General features: G+C 59.5%; 15 protein-coding genes, 1 tRNA gene and 1 pseudogene. 8 read left to right on the top strand and 9 right to left on the bottom strand.

Annotated elements, in window-relative coordinates:
* Nucleotides 1-344: 344 nt before the first annotated feature.
* Together GOB85_RS13565 and GOB85_RS13560 are read right to left on the bottom strand one after the other, a co-directional pair.
* Entirely contained in the window at nucleotides 345-599 is a 255-nt protein-coding gene (locus GOB85_RS13565; RefSeq protein WP_173577992.1) for an Arm DNA-binding domain-containing protein, read from the bottom strand.
* Nucleotides 600-754: 155 nt separating this feature from the next.
* A tRNA-Ser gene (locus tag GOB85_RS13560) sits at nucleotides 755-843 on the bottom strand.
* A 230-nt stretch (nucleotides 844-1,073) separates the two neighbouring features.
* Between GOB85_RS13560 and rplU the strand changes: the two genes are divergently transcribed.
* The 4 genes from rplU (at nucleotide 1,074) to proB (ending at nucleotide 3,986) form a co-directional block, all read left to right on the top strand.
* Nucleotides 1,074-1,388 (top strand): 50S ribosomal protein L21, encoded by a 315-nt coding sequence (gene rplU, locus GOB85_RS13555; protein WP_173577993.1) that lies wholly within the window; start codon nucleotides 1,074-1,076, stop codon nucleotides 1,386-1,388.
* Between the two features lie 52 nt (nucleotides 1,389-1,440).
* A complete protein-coding gene (gene rpmA / locus GOB85_RS13550; protein ID WP_173577994.1) occupies nucleotides 1,441-1,710 on the top strand; it encodes a 50S ribosomal protein L27 in 270 nt (89 codons plus the stop codon).
* 117 nt (nucleotides 1,711-1,827) lie between these two features.
* Nucleotides 1,828-2,865, top strand: coding sequence for a GTPase ObgE (obgE, locus tag GOB85_RS13545; RefSeq protein WP_173577995.1), 1,038 nt, complete (start codon nucleotides 1,828-1,830; stop codon nucleotides 2,863-2,865).
* Nucleotides 2,862-3,986, top strand: coding sequence for a glutamate 5-kinase (gene proB / locus GOB85_RS13540; protein ID WP_173577996.1), 1,125 nt, complete (start codon nucleotides 2,862-2,864; stop codon nucleotides 3,984-3,986). Before obgE ends, proB begins: the two co-directional genes overlap by 4 nt.
* A gap of 538 nt (nucleotides 3,987-4,524) precedes the next feature.
* Here proB and GOB85_RS13535 read toward each other — a convergent pair.
* Nucleotides 4,525-6,444, bottom strand: a complete 1,920-nt coding sequence (locus tag GOB85_RS13535) for a CocE/NonD family hydrolase (RefSeq protein ID WP_242011509.1) — start codon at nucleotides 6,442-6,444, stop codon at nucleotides 4,525-4,527.
* 538 nt (nucleotides 6,445-6,982) lie between these two features.
* Here GOB85_RS13535 and GOB85_RS13530 point away from each other — a divergent pair.
* Nucleotides 6,983-7,467, top strand: a pseudogene (locus GOB85_RS13530) (IS5/IS1182 family transposase); the annotation flags it as partial.
* A 171-nt stretch (nucleotides 7,468-7,638) separates the two neighbouring features.
* Here the strand turns inward: GOB85_RS13530 and GOB85_RS13525 are convergent.
* The 3 genes from GOB85_RS13525 to GOB85_RS13515 form a co-directional block, all read right to left on the bottom strand.
* Complete coding sequence (locus tag GOB85_RS13525; protein ID WP_194298783.1) at nucleotides 7,639-8,961, bottom strand: LLM class flavin-dependent oxidoreductase; 1,323 nt, start codon at nucleotides 8,959-8,961, stop codon at nucleotides 7,639-7,641.
* Nucleotides 8,962-9,077: 116 nt separating this feature from the next.
* Nucleotides 9,078-10,376 (bottom strand): MFS transporter, encoded by a 1,299-nt coding sequence (locus GOB85_RS13520; RefSeq protein WP_173577997.1) that lies wholly within the window; start codon nucleotides 10,374-10,376, stop codon nucleotides 9,078-9,080.
* Between the two features lie 2 nt (nucleotides 10,377-10,378).
* Complete coding sequence (locus tag GOB85_RS13515; protein WP_173577998.1) at nucleotides 10,379-12,820, bottom strand: TonB-dependent receptor; 2,442 nt, start codon at nucleotides 12,818-12,820, stop codon at nucleotides 10,379-10,381.
* A gap of 352 nt (nucleotides 12,821-13,172) precedes the next feature.
* Between GOB85_RS13515 and GOB85_RS13510 the strand changes: the two genes are divergently transcribed.
* From GOB85_RS13510 to GOB85_RS13500, 3 genes are read left to right on the top strand one after another with little or no spacing between them, the layout of a single operon-like run.
* On the top strand, nucleotides 13,173-14,453 hold the full coding sequence (locus GOB85_RS13510; RefSeq protein WP_173577999.1) for an NAD(P)/FAD-dependent oxidoreductase: 1,281 nt from the start codon (nucleotides 13,173-13,175) through the stop codon (nucleotides 14,451-14,453).
* A 9-nt stretch (nucleotides 14,454-14,462) separates the two neighbouring features.
* Nucleotides 14,463-15,623: an iron-containing alcohol dehydrogenase gene (locus tag GOB85_RS13505; RefSeq protein ID WP_173578000.1), complete on the top strand. Its 1,161-nt coding sequence runs from the start codon at nucleotides 14,463-14,465 to the stop codon at nucleotides 15,621-15,623.
* A gap of 41 nt (nucleotides 15,624-15,664) precedes the next feature.
* Entirely contained in the window at nucleotides 15,665-16,372 is a 708-nt protein-coding gene (locus tag GOB85_RS13500; RefSeq protein WP_173578001.1) for a GntR family transcriptional regulator, read from the top strand.
* Nucleotides 16,373-16,474: 102 nt separating this feature from the next.
* Here GOB85_RS13500 and gatB read toward each other — a convergent pair whose 3' ends face one another.
* Genes gatB through gatC form a run of 3 tightly spaced genes read right to left on the bottom strand, consistent with a single transcriptional unit; the run spans nucleotide 16,475 to nucleotide 19,700 of the window.
* Nucleotides 16,475-17,929: an Asp-tRNA(Asn)/Glu-tRNA(Gln) amidotransferase subunit GatB gene (gene gatB, locus GOB85_RS13495; RefSeq protein WP_173578002.1), complete on the bottom strand. Its 1,455-nt coding sequence runs from the start codon at nucleotides 17,927-17,929 to the stop codon at nucleotides 16,475-16,477.
* Nucleotides 17,926-19,413, bottom strand: a complete 1,488-nt coding sequence (gene gatA / locus GOB85_RS13490; protein WP_242011508.1) for an Asp-tRNA(Asn)/Glu-tRNA(Gln) amidotransferase subunit GatA — start codon at nucleotides 19,411-19,413, stop codon at nucleotides 17,926-17,928. Before gatA ends, gatB begins: the two co-directional genes overlap by 4 nt.
* Nucleotides 19,410-19,700: an Asp-tRNA(Asn)/Glu-tRNA(Gln) amidotransferase subunit GatC gene (gene gatC / locus GOB85_RS13485; protein ID WP_173578003.1), complete on the bottom strand. Its 291-nt coding sequence runs from the start codon at nucleotides 19,698-19,700 to the stop codon at nucleotides 19,410-19,412. The genes gatA and gatC overlap by 4 nt, the downstream gene beginning before the upstream one ends.
* Nucleotides 19,701-19,764 lie beyond the last annotated feature (64 nt).

Here is a 19,764-nt window from a genome sequence, read left to right as displayed (position 1 = left end):
CACTCGTCGCTCTCGCATACAACTGCAAAAGAATGGCACGGCTTCAAACAGCATAAGCCGGGTCAGCCTCGGCGTTATCAGCCGCAAAATGCCCAACCCGACAGGCTGCTAGAGTGTCCGTTGTGATCAAGCTGCTTTTGGGGTCCAGGTTCGGTCATCGCGTAACAACGCATTGGCAAGGATAACGAGTTTGCGCATGACCGCGGTAATAGCGCGCCTGGCATGCTTGCCGTTGTCAATGAGCCGATTGTAGATGGAGGGTTCGAAAAACCCCTATCCAAGCTTTTGTGTAATGCGCAATATCAATGAGTTATGACTCTGCTGTGATCGAAAAAGGAGGGTTTTTAGAACCCTCCAGATGGATCACGGCCCGCCCGCAACTCCGCGCGCGCCTGATCACGGGCATCGCGGGCCGCTGCAAACGTCACCCCAGGGTAAGCGCCAAAAGCGAGCAGCTTTTCCCGACCACCAAAGCGATACTTCATGCGCCACAGACGCGAGCCATTTTTCTGGACCAGAATGAACAGTCCGCCTGTATCGGTAAGCTTGTATGGCTTCTCTCGGGGTGCGAGGCGACGCAGCTGAACGTCTGTCAGCATTGATACCCCAACACCAGAAATGATACCCCCATATCTACCCCCACAATGCATGAGCTTGAAGGAACATCACAGCGCGTCATAGAGCACATAAGCGGCAGAAAACTGCCAGTCTTTCTGTGCTTGAAACGCTATAGACTGCTATGGGATATATCAACTGGCGGAGAGGGTGGGATTCGAACCCACGGTACGCAAAACGCACAACGGTTTTCGAGACCGCCCCGATCGACCACTCTGGCACCTCTCCGCACGCCTTGCGGTGTCAGGCGCTGCTTTTAGGGAGTGTCGGGTCGCAACACAAGAGAGATTTTTGCTTTGATACCGATTCCGGTTGACTGAGCCGCTGCGCGCCGCGTAAAAGCCCCACTCCGCCATCAATAGGCGGGGCCGGCCGCATGTGCGGTCAACGAGAAAAAGCGACTGGACCTTTCGCCTGCGCAACTGTGCCGCGAGGGGTCGATAGATCGGAAAAACAGTATGTTCGCAGTTATCCGCACCGGCGGCAAACAGTACCGTGTTACGCCTAACTCCGTGCTTAAGGTCGAGAAGCTCGAAGGTGAAGCCGGTTCGACAATCACCTTCTCCGAAGTGCTCGCTGTTGGCGGTGAGTCCGGCACGACAATTGGCGCTCCGCTGGTTTCCGGCGCAACGGTGACGGCTACAGTCGTTGCTCAGGATCGCCTCCCGAAGATCATTATCTTCAAGAAGCGTCGTCGTCAGAACAGCCGTCGCAAGAATGGCCACCGTCAGCCGGTTACCGTTCTGCGTATCAGCGAGATCAAGGCTGCCTGATCTTTCCTGACAAGGAAATCGATCACAGTCAGTTAATCCAGGAGCATATCTCATGGCACAAAAGAAAGCAGGCGGTTCATCCCGTAACGGACGCGATAGCGCAGGCCGTCGTCTCGGTGTAAAGAAATTTGGTGGTGAAGCCGTTATTGCAGGCAACATTATCGTACGTCAGCGCGGTACGAAGATGATTGCAGGCACCAATGTTGGTGTTGGGCGTGACCACACCCTGTTTGCACTGTCTGATGGCAGCGTTCGCTTCCACCGTCGTGGTGGCAATCGGGTGCATGTCTCTGTCGACGCTTTGCCAATAGCCGCTGAGTAAGCGGCCCCCGCGGATTAATTCCGCGTTCAGAGTATAGGATAGGGGCCGGTCCATCAGGATCGGCCCCTTTTTGTATCCCCGGCTCATCTCAGACCTGGCGGATACCGGAAAGCGACGATGAAATTTCTCGACCAGGCTAAAATTTATGTGTGCTCGGGTGACGGTGGAGACGGCGTTACGGCCTTTCGTCGCGAGAAATACATCGAGTTCGGTGGTCCTGATGGTGGTAACGGAGGCCGGGGCGGCGACATTGTTTTTGAGGCTGTTCCTAATCTGAACACGCTGATTGATTTTCGCTATACTCAGCATTTCCGGGCTCGCAAGGGTGGTAATGGTGCCGGTTCTGACCGGACGGGAGCTGCGGCTGATGCTGTAGTGATCCAGGTCCCGATCGGTACGCAGATCATGGAGGACGATCGGGAGACGCTGCTTGCGGATCTTGATAAGGCCGGTATGCGTATCACGCTCTGCCGTGGTGGTGATGGCGGGCGTGGTAATGCTCACTTCAAGACCAGCACGAACAGGGCCCCGCGTCGTTCTGACAAGGGGTGGCCAGGTGAAGAGCGCTGGATCTGGCTGCGGCTGAAGCTGATTGCCGATGTGGGTCTTGTTGGCCTGCCGAATGCGGGGAAATCGACATTTCTGTCCGTCGTTTCGGCCGCACGTCCGAAAATTGCGGATTATCCGTTTACGACACTTCACCCGCAACTGGGCGTGGTGCGTCTTTCGATGACCGAGGATTTCGTGATAGCGGATATTCCGGGTCTGATTGAAGGCGCGCATGAGGGTACCGGGCTTGGAACGCGGTTTCTGGGGCATGTTGAGCGGTGTGCGGTTCTGCTTCATCTGATTGACGGGGCTGCAGGCGATGTTGTGGAGGCCTGGCAGACCATTCGCAATGAGCTGGTGGAGTATGGCGGTGGGCTTGCAGACAAGCCTGAGATCATTGTGCTGAATAAGTCGGATGCGATGTCGCCGCAGCAGATTTCCGGGAGAAAACGGGCGCTGGAGAAGGTATCCGGTGCTCCGGTTATGGTGATTTCGGCTGTTGCACGGCAGGGCGTTACTGAAGTGTTGCGCGCTCTGTTTGAGCATGTTGTTGAAGCGCGGGCGGAGCGTGCGGCTGAAACGCAACAGGCTGACGACGGGGCATGACGGGCGTGATCCCGGAGCTCGCCTCGGCGCGGCGGGTTGTGGTGAAAATTGGCAGTGCGCTGCTGGTTGATCCTGAGCTGGCGGTGCCTCGTGAGGGCTGGCTGGCCGGCGTTGCCGATGATATTGCCGCGCTGCGTGCAGCCGGGACCGAGGTCGTGCTGGTTTCGTCCGGGGCGATTGCTCTGGCGCGGCATTCGCTGGGGCTGACCCGGCGGGCGTTGCGTCTGGAGGAGAAGCAGGCAGCGGCGGCTGTCGGGCAGATCCGGCTGGCGCAGGCGTGGAGCGCGGTGCTGTCGGAGCGGGGTCTGACGGCGGCGCAGTTGCTGCTCACACCGGACGATACGGAAGATCGCAAGCGGTATCTCAATGCGCGGGCAACGCTTGATACGTTGCTGGGGCTTGGATGTATTCCGGTTATCAACGAGAACGATACTGTGGCGACGGTGGAGATACGGTTTGGTGACAATGATCGTCTCGCCGCGCGTGTGGCTCAGATGATCAATGCGGATCAGTTGATTCTGCTTTCGGATATTGATGGGCTTTATACCGCCGATCCACGGACGGATCCTACTGCTGAGCATATTCCGGTGGTGGAGACGCTAACGGCCGAGATTGATGCCATGGGTGGAGCGCCGCCGCCGGGATATTCCTCGGGCGGGATGCGCACGAAGCTGGTGGCGGCGCATATTGCGACCGGGTCAGGTTGTGCCATGGCGATTGCGCTGGGGAAGCGGGAACATCCGCTGGCGGCTTTGCGTGACGGGGCGCGGTGTACGTGGTTCCTGCCTGGTGCGGACAGCCGTTCGGCACGGAAGCGCTGGATTGCCGGAGGGTTGACGCCCGCCGGGGAGATTGCTGTCGATGCCGGGGCGGCGCGGGCGCTGACACAGGGGGGCTCTTTGCTGGCGGCTGGTGTTGTCGGTGTGACGGGCGAGTTCGAGCGTGGTGATCTGGTGCGGGTCATCGGGCCTGATGGTGAGGAGCTGGGGCGCGGGTTGTGCGGCTATACGGCTGACGAGGCGCAGAGGGTTGCCGGTCGGCGTTCTGAAGAGTTCGAAGCTGTTCTTGGCTGGCATGGGCGTGACGAACTGATCCATCGGGATGATCTGGTTCTTCTCTGAGGGCAAAGGCTTTTCCGGCGGTTATTTTCCAGAGCGGTCGGGGTGCTGCGGGCTGCGGATCACGGATTGTTTCGTGCACGCAGTTCAGGGTGTGGCGAGGATCTGGTTGCCGGACAAGATGGCAGTTGCCGGCGAAGTGGACATTGCAGGTTCCTTTGGATGGTGACTGGATAGTGGAGCTGTCTCTGCAGGTGGGTGGGGGGAGTTTTTGCGTTTGTGCCGGGTACGGTTCGGTTGAGGTGGAGGCTGATTCCAGAGAGTTACGGAGGGATTTGTTTCTGATTCGATCTGAAATGTGGCGGACGTCCTGGTGATGCGCCAGAGGTTTCCCGGGTGAAAGTCAGAGTCGGATGTTTTCTGTTTTCTCTCAATGCGGGTTCCATATCAGCATCCGGGCAGGGAGAGGATGCGGGCTAGGATCGACGGTGTTCTCCATTTCCTTTTCGGTTCGGAAGTCCATTCTGATATCGAATCAATAGTCCGATATATAATGTTATCAGACAGGTTTTCTGAGAGTGTTCCTTCCGCATGAGGTTGTCTATTGCTTTGGGGAGGATGCTATGCCGTCGTTTTTGACGGGTATGACAGGAAGAATCAGAACCGAAGGGTGCGCGCGGTCATGCCAGATTGTCTGGGTTGCCCTGAGCAGCTGCGCGGATTGTCCGAAAGGTTCGCCGGTATTGGAGTTGGGAGCGAATTGCGGATAGTCGCTGGAGGAAATCTCAAGACGGATTTTGTGTCCGGCGAAGAAAAGATTGCTCGTGGGCCAGATGTTGATTCTGTATTTATAGATTTTGCCAGGCTGAACCGGTTCTGGCTTTTCAAGGGAGTTTCTGAAGCGGGCGACCTGGATTCCGTTATTGAGGTTGATAGCGGTCCCGTCTGGCGCGACATCGACCAGCTTTGCCGTAAAGTCCGTATCGACTGCTGTTGTGGAGGCGTAGAGTTCGACCGTGACTGGTCCGGTCACGTTCAGCGGCCTGTCGAGTGGCGCACTGGTATAGACGAGAATATCCGGCCTCTGTTCGATGCCGGACTGATCGAACTGTCCCTGTGGTCCCACATCCCAGTGGCAGCATGAATGGCCGCCGATACTTGGTACAGGGTTGGCAGGATCGTAATCGAAACTGTCACTTACCGCAGTGAGCGGACGTCCGGACGGCGTCGCGATGGCGTCATGTTCCGAAACGAGGGCGCCATCGCCCATAACAGATGATGCGTCAGTGACGCTTGCCAGTTGCCAGGATGTCCACTGTGTTCCGGGGACTGGCCAGGCCGGAGCGCTGTGCCATTTGTTTTCACCCATCGTGAAATAATCGACGCGTGGTCCTGTCCGGACCCCGTTGTCCTGACCTTTAAGGAAATGATCAAACCACAGGAGCGTCAGTTCGTTGACCGGGCTGTTGGCAACGGGACCGATAGCTTTCAGACGCGGGCTGACGATGGAATCCGGCCGCCCCCAGCCGATATGGTCCCAGGGGCCTATGATGATACGCTGGTTTCGTCGCGCTTCCTGTGTTCTGCCCTTCTGCTGCACGCCATTGAAGTTCTCAAGGGCGCCGTTCAGAAATGAGTCATACCATCCGTCAAAAGCGAGGACCGGGACTGCCACGGTATTGTAACGGGATTTGATATCGAATGCTTTCCAGTAAGCGTCCGATGTCGAATGGGAAATCGCATCATAAAAATAGGGAGCGACATCTTTTTCGTTCACGCGAAAAGGCGGGAATTTGGCATAGGGAAGGAAACGCATCCATTTCGCCGGATTTTTGCCCGCTGCCATGAGTTTGTCCGCGAGCGCCATATCCCCGCGATTTTGCGCGGCCGTGGCTGCGATGTCGCCCAGCATCCATGGTTCGATGAAAGCGAGCCGGAATGCTCCGTCTTCGTAGGTCCAGCCATCTCCATAATCGGAGCCGGTGTTCGACGGAACGATCGTGGTCAGGGAGGGAGGTGTTGCGGTCGCGGCCAGCCATTGTGTCGCCCCGACATAGGACGAACCGTACATACCGACCTTTCCGTTTGAACCAGGCAGGCGCGCGGCCCATTCCACCGTGTCGTAACCGTCATCCCGGTCATAACGGTATTCATAGAAGCTGCCTTCAGAGTGTCCCTGGCCGCGTATATCCTGGATGACGACGATGTAGCAGTGAGATGCGAACCATGTGGGGGACTGGAAACGGGATGGTCGCATCTGGGCTGACTCTTTTCCGTACTGTGTCCGCATCAGAATGACCGGTACTTTCCGGTCCGTCGCGGGGCGATAGATATCTGCTCGCAGGACGACCCCGTCGCGCATTTTCGCGGGTACGTCAGTCTGTTTCTGCACAGTGCATATACTGCTCTGCTGATTGTCGGGATGCGACTGTGCGCGGGCGGATGAAAGCAGAACCGAAAGAAGGGAGGCGATGAGAACAGGACGGCTGCCACGCGGAAGCATACGGATGAGATCCTTCAATGGTGAGTCATGCGGGAAAGCCGTGGATCGCGCCTGGCCGCCGGGGGGCACCGGGCCGCGTGAGAGACGGAGGCAGGGGCTTCGCCTGTCAGGAGGCCGGTGATGCTTATTTTGCTCACGCAACATGTTGTGGATCACATCTCCGACTGTCAACAGCAGAAAGGAACGAAGCCGGATATGTGGGGCTTCGTTTCTGGAGTGATATAAAAGAGTGATTTCGGATATTCTGTTTTAAGGTATGCAGAAGCCATGCCGGAGACCGGGAAGGCCGACCTGTCGATGAGAGTCTGCGGGCTCAGTCCGGACCCGGCAGGGACCGCAGGCCCCTGCATCCCGGTTTGCTGATCATAAAACGGTTTGGAAAGGCTCTGTTGTCATTAAGTGCTGGCTCCTTCCCAGGGCTTTGCCCTGGAACTGACCAAAGGTCACAGACCTTTGGAAACCTGCTTATTGATCAACAGATCGGGGTGAAGGGGTCCGCGACCCCTTCCGGGTTCGGGCAGAGCCCGATCTTTTTCTAACCCTTTGAAAAATCACAGATCAACACTTAACGACAACAGAGCCTTTGCCGGGTTCCAGGGCAGAGCCCCCCGGTCCTGCGCCAGCCAGTCTCACACAGGTCAAAGGCCGGACCCTCCGGTATAAATCCTATATTTCCATCGACCGGACGTTCAGGCTGATCCGCAGGTGGAAGACCACGGATGCCGCGGCAGGTGACGGGGCCAGACTACGTGAAGGACTGCCCGACCGGAGCAATACGGCGTATCGGTCAAAGGCGAATGAGGCTTTCATGGAAAAGCAGGGTTTTGTCTCAACGGTCCACAGGAAAAAGCCGCATCTCAAGCCCATGTCCCGGCATATCCGGCGATCCGCTCGCGTGTCGAATATGGCTTTGCCGATCAGAAATGACAGGTGGGACTGTTCATCCGGACCGTCGGGATGGAACGGGCCACCATGAGGATCGGGCTGGCCAGCATCGTCTGCAACATGCCCGCTATCTTCTTCCCGGAAAGGATCAGTGCAGGCCATATAGCGATCCCCGGGGGCAATGAATCCGGGGCAATGAATACTGCTCCGCCCGTAAGGCAGAACGGTCAGCACGGAACCGAACTATCCTTCATCGTGCGCTGACTCTGAAAACAGGCGGACAGGACATCAGTCAGCGGTTCTTTGGTCCCTCCGGGTCTGTGTGCTTTATGAGTAGCGACTTTTTATATCTGGCAGACCCAGTCTTGCTCTGAGGGCTGGAATTGCTCTGTCGGTCAGGATGTCGGACTTTTCGAGAACGGGCATGATATGTCTGGAAAAATCGCTGATAGCCACAGGAAGCAGCGGTGCGCAGATATTGAATCCATCCGCGGCATCGGAATGAAACCAGTCCAGCATTTCTTCCGCGATGCTATGGCCTGCACCGACAATCACACGCGCACCGTAACCAGCGGCGGCGACGTGTACCATCTGGCGGAGAGTCAGGCCCTCTCTCTGCGCCATTTCATAAAGATTTTTCGCGATGCTGCCCACAGCCGCGCCGGCCGGAGGGGGAGGGACGGGACCATCCAGCGGAAAACCGGAAAGATCGCCCATCTGGTTGTATAAATACTGGCGACCAAGTTCGTCCGGAATGAGGCTGTTCAGCTCATCATATCCTGCGCGGGCATCCTGATCAGTCGCGCCGGTGAAAGGGACGATGCCGGGCAGCACCCGGATGGTATCCGGATCGCGACCAAAGGAGGCGGCGCGTTCACGAAGATCCTTGCGGAAGGCGATGGAGGCGTCTTTCGACTGGGGGACTGTGTAGACAAGATCTGCTGTGCGTGCGGCGAGGTTCATGCCGGCTTCCGAAGCGCCGGCCTGCACGATGACGGGACGGCGCTGAGGGCTGCCGGGCACGCTGAGAGGACCGCGCACACGGAATTCGTCGCCCTGATGGTTCAGGACATGCAGTTTTGCAGCGTCGAGGAAGCGGGCGTTTTCCTTGTCATGCAGAAGCGCCCCTTCGTCCCATGAATCCCATAAACCTGTGACAACATCAACAAATTCTTCGGCGCGGCGGTAGCGGGCTCCGTAGTCCGGAGTGGCCTCCAGCCCGAAGTTGCGTGCTTCAGCGTCTGACCAGGAGGTGACGACGTTCCAGCCGGCGCGCCCGTCACTCAGAAGATCGAGCGATGCGTACTGGCGGGCAAGGGAATAGGGCTGATTATAGGTTGTCGAGGCTGTCGCGACCAGCCCGATGCGACTGGTGACGGCGGCGAGAGCGGAAAGGAGCGTCAGCGGCTCGAAATCGGCGATCTGCGAAGACTGCGCGAGAGCGCCCTCCGGTTCATCGCGGGCGCGGACAGCCATGCCATCGGCGAGGAAGACCAGATCGAAACCGGCTGCCTCCGCTTCCTGCGCCACCGTGCGGTAGTGCGCGAAGGACGTCGTGCCGGCGGCGTTAGCCCGCGGATGGCGCCAGCCGGCAGCGTGGTACCCAAGGTAACGCATGGAGAGGCCAAGAGCGAGACGACGTCTGGTCATCGGAATATCCCTGGAAGATCAGTAGCCGTGATGCGGCTGATCACGGAAAGGCGGTTCCATGCCGCGCGGGCCATCCCGGCTGACCGCGTCGCTCCCGGATTTGAGGGCGGGTTGCGTCATGATGTGTTACTTTCCCGCGGGTTCCGCATCAGTGGGGCAGCCAGGGTGAGGCACAGGACGCTGATGGAGGCGACGGCGAGAAGATACAGCCCCGGCGTGCTGAGAACACCGGAATTCTGCGTGAGTGTGGACAGCAGGACGGGCGTGAAACCGCCAAACAGAAGCTGGCTGATGGCGTAGGCCAGCGCTATGGAACTGGCGCGATTTCTGGGAGGGAAGAGATCAGCCATCAGCGCAGGCACGGAAGAATAGTAAGCGCCGTAAATGCAGGTGATGAAGGCGCACTGCACAAGCATCAGGTGCAGGGCCGAGGGTTCGGCAGTCAGCCACGCAAAGAGCGGCCACGCGATGAGACCGCCGGTCGTGGCGGTGATGATCATCATCTTTCGCCGTTCCGTCCTGTCGCCGAGCGTGGCGAAGAGCGGTGGAAGAAAGATCGAGAGCACGCCGGAAACGATTGTGCCGGCGAGGGAGCCTGTTTCAGACAGATGCAGGAATGTCCGGGCGTATGTCGGCATATAGACGTTCAGGGCGCTTCCCGTGGCTCCCAGACCGACAGCGCCGACGGCGAGGATGATCCGCTTCTTGTCACTTCGGAAAATCTCGCGGATGGGAAGGTGATTTTCCCGTAAAACGAACTCTTCGGACTCAGTGCCGCGCAGACGCATCCAGGTGGTGAGCGGTCCCATGACGAGGCCAAAGAGGAAGGGCAGACGCCAGGCGCCGGCCTCGATCTGACTGTCAGAAAAGAAATGGTGGACGCACCAGGCGAAGAAGGCGGCCAGAGTGACGGAAACGCCCGAGGCGGACCATTGCAGGCTGGAGTAAAATCCGCGCCGGGCAGGATCACGTTCAGCCAGCATGGCGGACGCGCTGCCGAACTCGCCGCCGGCGGCGAAGCCCTGCACCATACGGGAAAGGACAAGCAGAACAGGGGCGAGCGGCCCGATGGTCTGACTACCGGGAATGAGGGCGACGACGCCCGTTCCCAGAGTCATCAGGACGGAGGACAGAATAAGCCCGCTTCGCCGTCCGTGCCGGTCAGTCCATGACCCGAGCCAGGCGGCCCCCAGTGGCCGCACGACGAACGCGACGCCAAAGCTGCCAAGGCTCAGTGCGAGAGCGAGCGGGCCTCCCTCACCGGTGGAAAAGAATAACCGGGAGAACGTCACCGAAAACAGGCCGTAGAGCAGCAGATCATACCATTCCAGCGCCCCGCCGAGCGTCGTGGCCAGAATGGTGCGTTTCCGGCGGGTCGCCGGTGGAAAGGCCGTCATTTCGCGGGGTGAGGCCATTCTCAGAAGCCGGTTGTGAGGGAAACGATACCGGAAAATTTTCCTCCGGTGATATAGGTCGGCTGGCTGGCGGCGATAGTGTGTCCGTAGATTCCCTTTGTGGCGACGGCGTTTGACGTCAGACCCCATGCGCCGGAAAGGTAATGCGAGTCCCCGACATTGACGAGGTTCAGCTGGATCTGCGGACGTTTGAGAAAACCGATGTCGCGAAACCGGTATCCCATGCTGACATTGGCTGTCTTATAGGCCGGGATGCTCTGGTCGTTCATGAAGGTGGTATACTGGGAATCGATGTAATTGAACGAGAAATTTCCGAACACCCTTCCGTCATCGTAGGACAGGCCAATCGAGCCCATGAATTTTGGTGTGAGGACTGCGGTTTTTCCTTTTGTCGGGAGATAGTCCCCGCCTGCGGCGATGTTGTTGTCCATGGTTGCGTGGAGATACTGCCCGGACAGATAGGGTGAGAAATGGTGCCAGGCGGGAAGGCTGAATTCGGCACTGACGCCACGCGTGGTCTGACCGCCGCCACTGAGCGACGTGGTGATGGTCGTGCCGTTGACAAGCGCGTTGCTGGTGAGCTGCCGGTTGGTGAAATTGTAGTTGAACAGAGAGACGGTAAGATTGAACGCGCCATAATGACGGTAACCGACTTCCTCCGCGATGGAATATTCCGGCTTGATATAGCCCGAATGGCTGCTCGTCATTTTGCCTGTCGCCACGCTGAACATATCGATGGACGGTGTGACGGCGGCGGCTTCACGGAAAGCCGTTGTGCCATTAATATAAATCTGGTCATGCGGCGTGATCTGATAGCTGATGGCGACGCGCGGCAGCGGCTGGAAGTCGCTGAAGCCTGTTGCGTAGGTGGCGCCCGGGATCAGGTTGGTTGCGGCGCGCGTCATCATAACGTTTTTGATACCGGCTGAAATGGTCAGCCTGTCACCGAACGCCTTGTAGGTGTCCTGGAGCGTGAGGGCGTTGATCTGCTGGATGACATGCGCGTCCCACTGGAGAAGTCTGTGGCCGTTCTGTGTGAGAACGGGGTAATTTCCCCACAGACTGGCTGCTTGTCCGTTGGTTCCGGGCAGGGAGTAGGAGGGATCTTCCGTGTAGTTCACATAGGAATACCAGTATCCGAGCGACAGTTCGTTATGACGATGTTTCCAGCTGAGGGCGCTGTTGAAACCGAAGGTCGATTCCCGGAAGTGATCGACCGAGACCCCGACAGTGCTGCCGGACGTTCCTGACGGAAACTGAAGAGTTCCGGCTGACTGGTTGCCGAGATAGCTGCCGGTCTGGCTGAGCGTCGTCGCGCCGTTCAGAGTGCCGTCCACATCGGAGACATAGGGCGTCGCGGTCAGTTCCAGGCCGTGGCCCAGATTAAAATGCGTCTGAAGGCTGGCGCGGGCATGCCGCCACTCGTACTGGTGGAATTTGTAGTAATTCGTATTCGATCCGGTGAATGTTTTTGAGTAGTTATAGGCATCTCCGTATTGCCTCCACTGCGCCATGGTCGGGTACGTGTAGAGGCTTTCCGTGACATCGTTATAGGACATGAAAGGGGAGATGCTGTTTCCGTCTCCCCATGTCTTCTCGCCTTTGAAATCGACGTGCCAGCGGTTGAGTCCGCCCGGGCCGCGCCAGTTCGTGGCGGTGGTGTTGGAGAACGAGGCGTAGGAGCGGAAACCGGAATGACCGATCTCGCCTGTTTCCGCGCGGATGAATTCGCGTTCCAGATCGTTGCCGCCGAATGTGAAATCGGCGACGCCGCCAGCCTTTGCGGACGGGCTGCGCATTTTCGCGCTGATGAGGCCACCGACGGCGCTGAAGGTGGGAGACATCAGATCGGGTGATCCGGGAGAGATGGTGATGGACCCGATATTCTCCGTGTCGGCCCATGTGGAGGACGCCGGGCTGTAATAGAGCACGTCCGAAGGATTCATGCCTTCGAACTCGTAACCGATTTCGTTCTGGTTCATGCCGCGGATGGAGATGCTCATACGGTCCGTGGCGCCGGTGGGGTCGGCACTGGCGACGACGACGCCGGGCGTGTTGCGCACGAGATTCAGCACGTTGGTCGTCGGGGACTGGGCGGCGATGTAGTCGCGCGTGATGGTGTTGCGGGCATAGGGCGAGGTCTGTTTAGCCATCAGGCCGCCGCCGGGGGTTCTGCCGGTCATTCCGGTCGCGGAGACGGCCCCGTGCACGGCGATGTTTTCGGTGCCGCCCTGCATTGAGGTGGCGTGAGCGGCGGCTGGAAGCGCGGTGGCGGGCGCGGTGCGGGCGGTGGATGCGGCTGGCGGTACAGCGCGCTTGCCGGAGCCATGCTGCGGATGGCGGACGTGTGCCGGGCGGGCTGACGCAGCATGGAGTGCGAGCAGGGAGACGCTCGCGCATGCCGCAATCATAACACCAGGAGCGCAGAGTCTGGGACCGGACATGAAGGCCTCACTGTCTACGAGGTGGAGAAAGACGGCGGATGCGCCGCTTCGTATACCGAATGATCTGACATCCCCACGGGAGGAGAAGGTTTTCATCTCGTGGGTTGCATTACGGTATACTGAAAAACCGTTTCCTGTCTACATCGTTTTGATGGTGCATCTATATTCGTATTTTTTAATGAAAAATATTGAAGGATTGGAATTCAAATCAATTCGAATCGCCTTTTTTCCTCTTTTCAGTATACCTGAATACGGTCTAAACCTCTGACAGAACCCATCACAGGTCCTCCCGGCATACGGTAATATCGCATTCTCTGGAGAGACCGGAAAACAGACGCGGAGCCCGGACGCCATGACGTCGCAGCACACTATGAGCCAGCATTATGATGTCGTCATCGCGGGCGCGGGCATTATTGGCCTTTCCACGGCGCTGTTTCTGCGCGAACGCGGCCTTTCCGTCGTAGTCTTTGACAAAGGCGAGGCGGCCTATGAGCAGTCAACCCGCAACTGGGGATGGATGCGCACGGTCGGGCAGGACATGGCGGAGCTGGAACTGGCGCTGACAAGCCGTCCCCTCTGGCAACAATGGGCGGTCGAGGGCGATTTCGGCTTCCGGAAATGTGGCCTTGTTTCCGTGGCGGATAACGATGAGGAGTGGGCAGCGCTCCAGGAGTGGCTGCGGCTTGCGGCGGGGCGTGGCCTTGATACTCGGGCGCTTGAAAGCGCTGAAACGGCGCGTCTGCTGCCCCAGTTCCGCCGACGCTGGACGGGCGCGCTCTTCGCTCCTGGCGATGCGGGGATCGAGCCTGATCTGGCCATGCGTTTTCTTGAAAAGAAGGTGCGTGCCGCCGGTGTCAGCATCGTGGCTGGTGATGCCGTCCGGAGCATCGATATCACCGGTGGAAAAGCGACGGCTGTGGAGACCGAGACGGGGCGCGTGACGGCGGACCGGATCGTGATCGCCGCCGGCGCGTGGTCGCGCTGGCTGTGCAGTACGGTCGGCATTATTATTCCGCAACTCAAGGTGATGGCGTCGGTTCTGCGGACGACGCCGGTGGAGGACGGACCCGAGCCTAATCTGGCCTCGACCCGTTACTGTCTGCGCCGCCGGAAGGACGGAGGCTACACTGTGGCGCGGCGCAATTCGTCGCTTACATGGGTGACGCCGGATTCCATACGGTTCATTCGTCAGTATCTGCCGAATTATCTGAAACAGAAGAAGCTTCTTCGCGTCCGCGCCGGAATGAGTTTCTTCAGTGAACTGCAGCTAAGCCGACGCTTCGGGCCTGGACGCGCCAATCCTTTTGAGGATTTCCGCGCCTGCGATCCCGCGCCTGACATCGACACGCTGAAGGAGACGTTTGAACACCTCAGGGACGATGCGCCGATGTTCCGGTCCGCCCGGATCGCGGCGTCCTGGGCCGGGATCATCGACGTGATGCCGGACGCTCTGCCGATCCTGTCTCCGGTGGCGCAGTATCCCGGTCTCTTCCTCGCGACAGGGTTTTCAGCGCACGGGTTCGGAATCGGTCCGGCGTCCGGTAAGCTGATGGCTGACATTGTGATGGGTGATGCGGCTCCGGCTTCAGCGGCTTCATTCCGGCTGGAACGTTTTCATCTGAACAACGACTGAGGCTCTGTGATGCTGGATTTCTCGTTCTTTAATCCGACGCGTGTTCTGTTCGGCAGAGACATGCTGGCCCGGATGGAGGATTATATCCCCGTCGGGGCGCGTGTTCTGGTGCTTTACGGCGGCGGGAGCGTCCTGCGGAACGGCACCATGGAGCGTGTCCGGTCCGGGCTGACGCAACGTGAAATGCTGGAGTTTGGCGGCATTGAGCCCAATCCGACCTTTGAGACGCTCATGCGGGCGGTTGCGCTTGTGCGCGAAAAATCAGTGGATTTTCTGATCGCGCTGGGCGGCGGTTCGGTGATCGACGGCGCCAAGTTTGTCGCGGCCGCAGCCGTCTGGGATGGCGATCCCTGGGGGATTCTGGCGACGCGCGGCAGCGAAATCCGCACGGCCATCCCGCTGGCTGCCATTCCGACCCTGCCGGCGACCGGCTCCGAGATGAACGGGACGGCGGTTATCACGCGCGCCGACATCGCTGCGAAGCGGGTGTTCAAAAGCGAGCATGTTTTTCCGGTGTTTGCTGTTCTTGATCCGACGCTGACGTTCACGCTGCCGCCCTGGCAGATCGCCAACGGAATTGTTGATGCGTTCGTGCATGTGCTGGAGCAGTATCTCACTTACCCGGCGGACGCGCCGGTCCAGGATCGTTTCGCCGAAGGTTTGCTCCACGTTCTGCTGGAGGTGGCGGACACCACGCTCGCGGAGCCGGAGAATTACGATGCGCGGTCTTCCCTGATGTGGGCGGCGACCCTGGCGCTGAATGGTCTGATTGGCGCGGGCGTGCCCCAGGACTGGTCATCGCATCTGATCGGGCATGAGCTGACAGCGCTTTATGGTCTTGATCATGCGCGAACGCTCGCTGTGGTCTTCCCGGCGATGCTGTCCGTGCGGAGAGAGGAAAAACGGGCAAAGCTGATTCAGTATGCTGAACGTGTGTGGGGCGTGCGGGAAGGATCTGACGACGAAAAAATCCGGTCCGCGCTGACTTTAACGAATGAATTTTTCATGCGTCTCGGTCTGGGAATTCATTTGTCTGATTACGGCCTGGGGCAGGGTGACGTGGAGGCTTTGCTCGCGGCGCTGGAGCGGACGCACGGGACATGTGCGCTGGGTGAGCGCCAGAGCGTGACGCCGGATGTTGCCCGGGCTGTTCTCGAAGCTGCTCTGTAGTGCATATGAGCGAAGCTGTGAGAGGCGCGACAGGCGGTATTATGGTGAAGGCGGACCTGCAGGTGACGGCTGAAGACGGGGAGATGCGTCGGCATTATACGGGTGAAGAGCTTTATCTCATTCTTCGCCAGGATCTGATTAACGACAGGACGCCGGGTGGTGCGGTTCTTCAGGAGAACGAGATCGCTGCCCGTTATGGCGTCAGCCGCACGCCGGTTCGCGAGGCGTTGCAAAGGCTGCATCAGGATAACCTGATCGGTCGGAAGGGGCGCTTCTACACGGTGGTTCAGCCGCCGGTGGAGCGTATCCGCGAGTTGTATGAGTTTCGGGAAGCGATTGAAGCCAGCACGATCGTTCTGTGCTGCCGCCGCGCCAGCGACGAAGAGCTTGAGCATATTTGTAAGATCGTCGACGATCAGCAGGAAGCGGTCTTCCAGAAACGGTTTTACGATTATGAGCGTCTGGACGCGCTTTTTCACGTCGGGATTGCGAACGGCGCAAATAATTGCCTTCTGACTCACCAGCTTGAGGTCAGTTATGACCAGATCTGGTTTTCCAAAGTCGGCAACCTTGTGTCGCTTCAGGAGTATTCAGTCGATGAGACGATCGCAGAGCACCGGCGTATCGTCGACGCTCTGATCCGCCGGAAAGAAGATGTGGCAAAGGCGGAGATGATCAGCCATCTGCGTGCGGCAATCGACGTCAGTGAACGCTCAGCCGGTCCGCGCAGAGGAAAAAAGAGATTGTGAAGATATTGGGGCGTGTCGCGGGTTTGTTCCGGCTCGCTGGCTAAATGTTCACCGGTTTTTTCTTGTGATCCCCGGCCGTTACTCTGGCCGGGGGGATATTGGTCAGCCGTCGATTTTCCTGCGCAGGATCTCGTTGACCATCGCGGGGTTGGCTTTGCCCTGCGTGGCTTTCATGACCTGGCCGACGAAGAAGCCGAAGAGTTTGTCTTTGCCGCCGCGATACTGTTCGAGTTTGTCAGTGTTGTTTGCGATGACGTCGTCGGCGGCTTTTTCGATGGCACCGGTGTCGGTGACCTGGCGGAGGCCTTTGCGCTCGACGATCTCGAGTGGGGTTTCGCCGGTTTCGAACATCGTTTCCAGCACGTCTTTGGCGATTTTACCGTTGATGGTACTGTCGGCGATGAGGTCGAGCATGGCGCCCAGTTTATCGGCGCCGACGGGACTTTCGTCGATCGACTTGCCTGTGCGGTTGAGGGCGGCGAAGAAGTCCCCGGTCATCCAGGCAGCGGCGGATTTGCCGTCACGGCCTTTGGCGACGCTTTCGTAGAAGTCGGCGATGGCCTGTTCGGCGACGAGGACGCCCGCGTCATAGGCGGTGATCCCGTAGTCCTTCTGAAAGCGCGCGCGCTTTTCGTCAGGGAGTTCCGGGAGGCTGGCTTTGAGCTGATCGACCCAGTTCTGCCCGATGACCAGCGGAAGCAGGTCGGGGTCGGGGAAGTAGCGGTAATCGTGCGCGTCTTCCTTGGACCGGAGGGAGCGCGTTTCGCTGCGGGCCGGATCGAAGAGACGGGTTTCCTGATCGACGGTGCCGCCGGATTCCCAGACTTCGACCTGGCGGGCGGCTTCGATTTCGATGGCCTGCATGACGAAGCGGATGGAGTTGACGTTCTTGATTTCGCAGCGGGTGCGGAACGGCTCGCCGGCGTGGCGGACGGAGACGTTGACGTCGGCGCGCATTGAGCCTTCGTCCATATTGCCGTCGCAGGTGCCGAGGTAGCGCAGGATCTGGCGGAGTTTGCGCAGATAGGCGCCGGCTTCCTCGGGGGTGCGGATGTCGGGTTCGCTGACGATTTCCATCAGGGAGACGCCGGCGCGGTTGAGATCGACGAGGGAGAGTTTCGGGTCCTGATCGTGGATGAGTTTGCCCGCGTCCTGTTCGAGGTGGAGGCGGGTGATTCCGATGTCGCGTGTGCTGCCGTCGGAGAGTTCGATCCCGATGCTGCCTTCGCCGACGATGGGGTGGGCGAACTGGCTGATCTGGTAGCCCTGCGGGAGATCGGCGTAGAAGTAGTTTTTCCGGTCGAAGCGGCTTTCCAGGTTGATCCGGGCTTTCAGGCCGAGGCCTGTGCGGACGGCCTGGGCGACGCATTCATGGTTGATGACGGGCAGCATTCCGGGGAAGCCGGCGTCGATCAGGCTGACCTGGGTATTGGGTTCAGCTCCGAACACGGTTGAGGCGCCGGAAAACAGTTTTGAGTGGCTGATGACCTGGGCGTGGACTTCCAGCCCGACGACGATTTCCCAGGTGCCGGTGCTGCCTTCGATTGTGTAGCTCATGCGGCTGCTCCTGCGCGCAGGTCTGGTCTTGCCGTGAACGCGGCGGCTTTTTCGAGTGCCGCGCCTGCTGCGATAAGGGTTTCTTCGTCGAAGTGACGGCCGATCAGCTGGAGGCCGAGGGGGAGGCCTTTGCTGTCGAGCGTGACGGGGACGGACATGGCGGGCTGGCCTGCCATGCTGGCCGGGACGGTGAAGATGTCGTTGAGATACATCTGCACGGGATCTTCGGGTTTCTCGTCGCGTCCGAAGGCGGCGGTCGGTGCTGTCGGGGTGAGCAGGACGTCCACTTTTTCGAAGGCGTTTGTGAAATCACGCTGAATGAGGGTGCGGACTTTCTGGGCCTTCAGGTAGTAGGCGTCGTAATAGCCTGCCGACAGGACGTAGGTTCCGACAAGAATGCGGCGGCGGACTTCCTCGCCGAAGCCGTTGTGGCGGCTTTTTTCGTAGAGGTCATCAAGGCTGGTGGCACCTTCGGCGCGGACACCGAAGCGGACACCGTCATAGCGGGCGAGGTTGGACGAGCACTCGGCGGGGGCGATGATGTAGTAGGTCGCCAGGCCATATTTTGTGTGCGGGAGGGAGACATCGACGATCTCGCATCCGGCTTCGCGGAGCATGTCGATGCCCTTCTGCCAGACGGCCAGGAGCTCTTCGGACATGCCGTCCGGGCGGTATTCGGCGGGGATGCCGACGCGCAGGCCTTTGAGGCTGCGGGTTGTGGCGGCGCGGTAATCCGGGACGGCGATGTCGGCGCTGGTGCTGTCTTTCGGGTCGTGTCCGGCCATGGCCTGGAGCATGATCGCGGCGTCTTCGACGGTGCGGGTCATGGGGCCGGCCTGGTCGAGCGAGCTGGCGAAGGCGATGGTGCCCCAGCGGCTGCATCGGCCGTAGGTGGGTTTCAGGCCGACGATGCCGCAATAGGCGGCGGGCTGGCGGATGGAGCCGCCTGTGTCGGTTCCGGTTGCGCCCATGGCGAGATGGGCGGCGACGGCGGCGGCTGATCCGCCGGAGGAGCCGCCGGGGACGAGGACAGAGCTATCGCCTGTGCGGTGCCAGGGGTTTTCGACCTCACCGAAGGCGGAGGTGAGGTTGGCCGACCCCATGGCGAATTCGTCGAGGTTGGTTTTGCCGAGAAAGATGGCGCCGTTTTTCAGCAGGTTTGCTGTGACAGTGCTCTCGTAGGGCGGGACGAAGTTGCTGAGGATGCGGCTGCCGGCGGTGGTTCTGACGCCTTCGGTGCAGAACAGGTCCTTGATGCCGAGGGGAATGCCGGTGAGGGCTGGCGCATCGCCTGCGACGAGGGCCTTGTCGGCTTCGGCGGCGGCGGCTTCGGCCTTATCGGCGGTGACGGTGATGTAGGCGTTCAGGCGTCCGTTGAGCTGACTGATGGCGCCGGTGTGTGCTTTTGTCAGTTCGGTGGCGGAGAAGTCGCGCTTGCGGAGGCCTTCGACGGCCTGGGCGATGGTGAGATCTGTGAGCATCATTCGACCACCTTCGGCACGGTGAAGAAGGGACCGGCGCGGTCCGGGGCATTGGAGAGCACTTTTTCCTGACAGTTGCCGTCGGTGACGACATCCGGGCGCTGGGCCAGGGCGGTGTTCATGCTGGTGCCGATCATGGGCGGGATGCCTTCGACATCGACCTCGTTGAGGATCTCGATCCAGCCGAGAATCCCGCCGAGCTGTGCGCGCACAGCTTCGGTTTCCTGGTCATTGAGGCCGATACGGGCCAGCTTGGCTATGCGTCTCGTGGTCGCGAGATCGAGCGACATGAAGCAGAAACTCTCATCAGGGGAAAAAAAGTGCTGGTGTCGCCACCGGCGGCGCAACATACCC

It is taken from the genome of Acetobacter fallax (assembly GCF_011516735.1).
GTDB classification, from domain to species: Bacteria; Pseudomonadota; Alphaproteobacteria; order Acetobacterales; family Acetobacteraceae; genus Acetobacter; species Acetobacter fallax.
The sequence above is the reverse complement of the archived record's forward strand: the minus strand, read 5'-3'. Positions and strand labels throughout refer to the sequence as shown.

Bases quoted from the DNA above. Each gene is read 5' to 3' on its own strand.
- GOB85_RS13565 (WP_173577992.1), bottom strand. From the start codon at position 599: ATGCTGACAGACGTTCAGCTGCGTCGCCTCGCACCCCGAGAGAAGCCA.
- rplU (WP_173577993.1), top strand. From the start codon at position 1,074: ATGTTCGCAGTTATCCGCACCGGCGGCAAACAGTACCGTGTTACGCCT.
- GOB85_RS13520 (WP_173577997.1), bottom strand. From the start codon at position 10,376: ATGGCCTCACCCCGCGAAATGACGGCCTTTCCACCGGCGACCCGCCGG.
- GOB85_RS13525 (WP_194298783.1), bottom strand. From the start codon at position 8,961: ATGACCAGACGTCGTCTCGCTCTTGGCCTCTCCATGCGTTACCTTGGG.
- gatA (WP_242011508.1), bottom strand. From the start codon at position 19,413: ATGATGCTCACAGATCTCACCATCGCCCAGGCCGTCGAAGGCCTCCGC.
- proB (WP_173577996.1), top strand. From the start codon at position 2,862: ATGACGGGCGTGATCCCGGAGCTCGCCTCGGCGCGGCGGGTTGTGGTG.
- rpmA (WP_173577994.1), top strand. From the start codon at position 1,441: ATGGCACAAAAGAAAGCAGGCGGTTCATCCCGTAACGGACGCGATAGC.
- GOB85_RS13510 (WP_173577999.1), top strand. From the start codon at position 13,173: ATGACGTCGCAGCACACTATGAGCCAGCATTATGATGTCGTCATCGCG.
- GOB85_RS13515 (WP_173577998.1), bottom strand. From the start codon at position 12,820: ATGTCCGGTCCCAGACTCTGCGCTCCTGGTGTTATGATTGCGGCATGC.
- GOB85_RS13500 (WP_173578001.1), top strand. From the start codon at position 15,665: ATGGTGAAGGCGGACCTGCAGGTGACGGCTGAAGACGGGGAGATGCGT.
- GOB85_RS13505 (WP_173578000.1), top strand. From the start codon at position 14,463: ATGCTGGATTTCTCGTTCTTTAATCCGACGCGTGTTCTGTTCGGCAGA.
- gatC (WP_173578003.1), bottom strand. From the start codon at position 19,700: ATGTCGCTCGATCTCGCGACCACGAGACGCATAGCCAAGCTGGCCCGT.
- obgE (WP_173577995.1), top strand. From the start codon at position 1,828: ATGAAATTTCTCGACCAGGCTAAAATTTATGTGTGCTCGGGTGACGGT.
- gatB (WP_173578002.1), bottom strand. From the start codon at position 17,929: ATGAGCTACACAATCGAAGGCAGCACCGGCACCTGGGAAATCGTCGTC.